This window comes from Microbacterium sp. HMWF026 (assembly GCF_003061325.1).
GTDB lineage: Bacteria > Actinomycetota > Actinomycetes > Actinomycetales > Microbacteriaceae > Microbacterium > Microbacterium testaceum_E.
In genome coordinates this window covers 1-4036 of the sequence record NZ_QAJB01000021.1, presented here as the reverse complement: position 1 = coordinate 4036, position 4036 = coordinate 1, and the positions used below count along the sequence as shown (strand labels likewise).

At 75.9% G+C, this 4036-nt stretch carries 5 protein-coding genes; 2 read left to right on the top strand and 3 right to left on the bottom strand.

Features of this window, described 5'->3' with window-relative positions:
- A partial coding sequence (locus tag DBR36_RS01075) for an NAD(P)/FAD-dependent oxidoreductase (RefSeq protein WP_108317189.1) occupies window positions 1-1011 on the top strand: 1011 nt, incomplete at its 5' end.
- A gap of 66 nt (window positions 1012-1077) precedes the next feature.
- On the opposite strand, the gene DBR36_RS01070 is transcribed toward DBR36_RS01075, so the two are convergent.
- Together DBR36_RS01070 and DBR36_RS01065 are read right to left on the bottom strand one after the other, a co-directional pair.
- Window positions 1078-1905 carry a UbiA family prenyltransferase gene (locus DBR36_RS01070; RefSeq protein ID WP_258222499.1) on the bottom strand — a complete coding sequence of 276 codons (828 nt, stop codon included), beginning with the start codon at window positions 1903-1905 and terminating at the stop codon, window positions 1078-1080.
- A gap of 36 nt (window positions 1906-1941) precedes the next feature.
- Window positions 1942-2718 (bottom strand): MBL fold metallo-hydrolase, encoded by a 777-nt coding sequence (locus DBR36_RS01065; protein WP_108317187.1) that lies wholly within the window; start codon window positions 2716-2718, stop codon window positions 1942-1944.
- Between the two features lie 232 nt (window positions 2719-2950).
- Between DBR36_RS01065 and DBR36_RS01060 the strand changes: the two genes are divergently transcribed.
- Window positions 2951-3844, top strand: coding sequence for an SDR family oxidoreductase (locus DBR36_RS01060; RefSeq protein WP_181373432.1), 894 nt, complete (start codon window positions 2951-2953; stop codon window positions 3842-3844).
- Between the two features lie 13 nt (window positions 3845-3857).
- Here the strand turns inward: DBR36_RS01060 and DBR36_RS18790 are convergent, their stop codons facing one another.
- Window positions 3858-4001 carry a hypothetical protein gene (locus DBR36_RS18790; RefSeq protein ID WP_375136040.1) on the bottom strand — a complete coding sequence of 48 codons (144 nt, stop codon included), beginning with the start codon at window positions 3999-4001 and terminating at the stop codon, window positions 3858-3860.
- Window positions 4002-4036: the final 35 nt, after the last annotated feature.

Genomic DNA, 4036 nt, shown 5'->3' with positions numbered 1-4036 from the left:
GCCGTGGGCGGCGGGACGCGGGCCATCGGCATCCACTCCCCCGCGCTGACCCTGCTCGAGGCGTGCGGTGCCACCGACGGGATCCGGGCGCGCGCCGTGCGCATCGGCCGCGGCGAGGCGCGGGCCGACGGCCGTGTGCTGGCCGAGATCCGCTTCGACCGGCTGCGCGCGCGGCATCCGTACGTGGCGGCTCTGCCGCAGTCCGACACCCTCGAGGTGCTCACCGCAGTCGCCCCTCCCGTGCGGCACGGTGTCCGCATCGCCGCGCTGCACGAGGAGCGGTCGGGCGTCCGCGCCGTGACCGCGGCGGGCGAAGACCTGCGCGCCGAGGTGGTGGTCGTGGCATCCGGGTGGGCCGGACGCGAGCTCGTCTACCGCCCCGGCGCGGTGCGCACGCACCACTACCCCGACCGGTACGCGATGGCCGACGTCGCGGCGCCGGGCGGCCCGATCGCCCGCGTGCACCTCGAGCGCGGCGGGGTCGTCGAGTCGTTCCCCCTTCCGGACGGTCGTCGACGGCTCGTCGCCTGGGCGGGGGCCGCGGAGATCCCGGATGCCGACGCCTTCCTGCGCGAAGCCGTCGCCGCGCGCACGGGGGTCGAGGTCGACATCGCGGGGGCCTCGACGTTCGGCGTCCGCCGCGCGGTGGCCCCGGCCCTGCGTCGCGGGCGGGTCGTCGTGATTGGCGACGCGGCCCACGAGGTGAGCCCCATCGGCGGGCAGGGGATGAACCTCGGCCTGCTCGACGCGCTGACGCTCGCGCCGCTGCTCGCACCGTGGGTCCGAGCCGGCGACGACACCCCCCTCGCGGGCTGGGAGCGGGATCGCCTGGCCTCGGCCCGGCACGCCGCGCGCCTGGCGTTCCTCAACACGCTGCTCGGCCGGGCCGCGGCTCCGGCCGCTCACCGTGCGCGGTCGGCGGCGCTGCGCGCCGTGCTTCGCGGGGCCGGCGGCGCGGGGTTCACGCGGGCCTACGCGATGCGTCTGGACCGCGCCGCGCCCGGCACCTGACCGCGCGGCCCGGCTCACGCTCGCACAGCCTCCCGCCACGGCACCTCGGCGGCCGCGGCCGCCGGCTCAGGCGACGACGAGCTGCGCCGCCAACAGCAGCGCCGCGAACATCGTCAACTGGAACACCGCGCGGCCCGGCGGCCGCACCCCCACCAGCACGACGGTGACCACGGCGACCGCGACCACCGCGGCGAAGAACACGAGGCCGCTCACCGTGACCCCCGACCCGAGCAGCACGGCCAGCGCACCCACGACGATCCCGGCCGCGGCCACGAGCACCGACGCCCGCGCCCCCAGGCGGTGCGGGAGTCCCCGCACGCCGGTGCGGCGATCGTCGTCGAGGTCGCGCACGACGTTGGTCAGGTGCACGGCGGCGCCGAGCGCGGCGCCCGCGAGCGTCGCCCACGGGGCGGCGAGCACCGGCATCCCGGACGACAGCGTCGCGAACGAGGGGAACAGCCCGAAGCTCAGCAGGAACGGCGCGATCGAGAACGGCGTCGACTTCAGACCCGCGTTGTACGCCCACGCCGACGCGAGCGCGATGGCGTGGGCGGCGAGCAGGCCCGGTCCCAGCGGCAGCGACAACCCGAGGGCGACGACGACGGCGCCGATCGCGACACCCAGGGCGCGTTCGGGCGACACGGCGCCCCCGGCGATGGGCTTGTCGGTGCGCCCGACGGCGGCGTCCCGCGCCCCGTCGATCGCGTCGTTCGACAGGCCCACCGACACCTGTCCGGCGAAGACGGCGATCACCAGCAGGACCAGCCGCGCCGGTTCGACCCCCGCCGCGAGGCCGAGCGCGAGCGAGAGCACCGTCACCACGAGCGTCGGTCCGGGATGCGTCGCGCCCCACAGCGCACGGATCGCCGACGTCTGGTTCGCGGCATCCGTCACGCCGACGACGCTACCGCGCCCGGGCATCGCGAGAGGTCAGTGGGCACCCGCGGCGAGCGCGAGGGCGACGGCTCGGTGGATGCCGCGCGTCCACGCCCCACCGTGCCCGGGCAGGACGACGGGGGCGCCGGTGGCGGTCAGCGGGGTGAGGGCGGCGAGAGCTTCCGCGCTGTCAGCGGTGGCCGCGCGGGCGACGATCTGCGGACCGGCGCGTCCGGTATAGGGATCGAGGGTGACCAGCGCGTCACCCGTGAAGAGCAGTCCCCGGTCGGGAAGGTGGAAGGCGACGTGGCCGTGGGTGTGTCCCGGAGTGGCCAGCGGGACGAGCCCCCCGCGAGTGGGTCGACCGGGCACGATGTCGCCGCGCGCGTCGACCCCGCGCACCGCGAGGGCGCCGGCGAGCGTCATCCGGAACAGGATCGGGATGCCGCCCGGATGGGCGATCGGATACAGTCCCCGACTCGCCTCGCGGTCGTAGCGGTAGGGATGGCGGACGAGCTCGACGTCCGCCGCGTGCACGTGGATGGGGACGTGGTGCTCGCGCTGCAGCCGCTCCAGGGTGCCGACGTGGTCGAAGTGCCCGTGCGTCAACAGCACTCCCGCCAGGTCGTCGGGGAGGGATCCGAAGGTTGCGAGCGCGCGTTCGAGCAGCGGCCAGCTGCGTGGAAGACCCGCGTCGATCAGGACGATCCCCTCGTCCGTGGCGACGAGATAGCTGTTCGTCTCGGCGCGGGTGATCATGACGACCCCCTCGGCGACCTCGCGGATGCCGTCGGTCGTGCGTCCGGCGGAGGCGGTCTCACGGGTCGTCATGCCGCCACCCTCCGGTCGGGGCGGTCGTCGGGGCGACGGGGTTGCGGGACCCGGCGACGGGAGCTATCGCGCGCGTCCGCTCCGCCGCCAGGGTCTGCGGGGTCCGAGGCGGTCGACGCCGGCACCCCGCGCCCCGCCGGAGCCGCGTCAACCCCCGCGGCGTTCCGACCGACCGGGCCTAGCGTCGCCCCGCACCCGCGGCATCCGCCCGCACCCCACCCGAGGAGCTCCCATGCCGCAGCAGGTCGTCGTCGTCACCGGAGGATCCCGCGGTATCGGCCGGGCGACGGCCCTGCGCTTCGCGCGACGCGGTGCGCGCCTCGTGCTGGTCGCCCGCGACGAGGTCGCCCTCGCCTCGGCGGCGGCCGACTGCCGTGCGGCCGGCGCCGAGGTGCACACGGTCAGCGTCGACCTCGCCGAACCCGACGGCCCGCAGCGCGCAGCGGACGCCGCGGTCGAACGCTTCGGCCGCATCGACGTGTGGATCGGCTCGGCCTCGGTGTTCTCGTACGGGTCGGTGGAGGACACCCCGGATGCCGTGCGCGACCGCGTCATCGAGACCAACCTCGTGGGGCACATGCGCGCCGCGCGGGCCGTGGTCCCGTACTTTCGGGTCGGCGGGGGCGGCACGATCGTCTTCGTCGGATCGCTGTACTCGCAGGTGGCGGGTCCCTACGTCTCGTCGTACGTCGCCGCCAAGCACGGTCTGCTCGGCTTCGCGCGATCGCTGCGGCAGGAGATGCTCGGGCACCGCGGCATCCGGGTCAAGATCGTGCTCCCCGCGAGCATCGACACCCCCATCTACCGTCGAGCCGCGAACGCGACGGGGCGGACGCCTTTCCCCCTGCCGCCGGTGGTCTCGGCGGAGCGCGTCGCCCGGGCGATCGAGAGGGTGGTCCGGGGCCGGCGCCTCGAGGTCGGGGTGGGGGCGGCGCAATTCGTCACCCGCCCGTTGCGCGTCCTCGCGCCGCGGGTGTTCGACCGGTTCATCCGCGCCCTGCAGCGCTCGCTCGGCCTGCGTCGTCGTCCCGCGCCCGCGACCACGGGTGCCGTGCTCGGCGCCCACCACGACGAGGGGGCCGTCAGCGGCGGCTGGGCGCGCGTTCCCCTGCGCCGACCCCACTGACGACCCCGGCCGCTCAGGCCGTCTCGAACCCCTCGCGCTGGGTGTTCTCGTCGGCGACGCGCACGCCCCAGCGGTACGCCAGCTTGCCGCCGAGCCACCCCGAGATCCCGAGTCCCGCGGATGCCACGACGCTCAGGGCGAAGGCGACGAGCGGCACGCGGCCCAGGTCGAGCAGGCGCACGACCAGTCCGA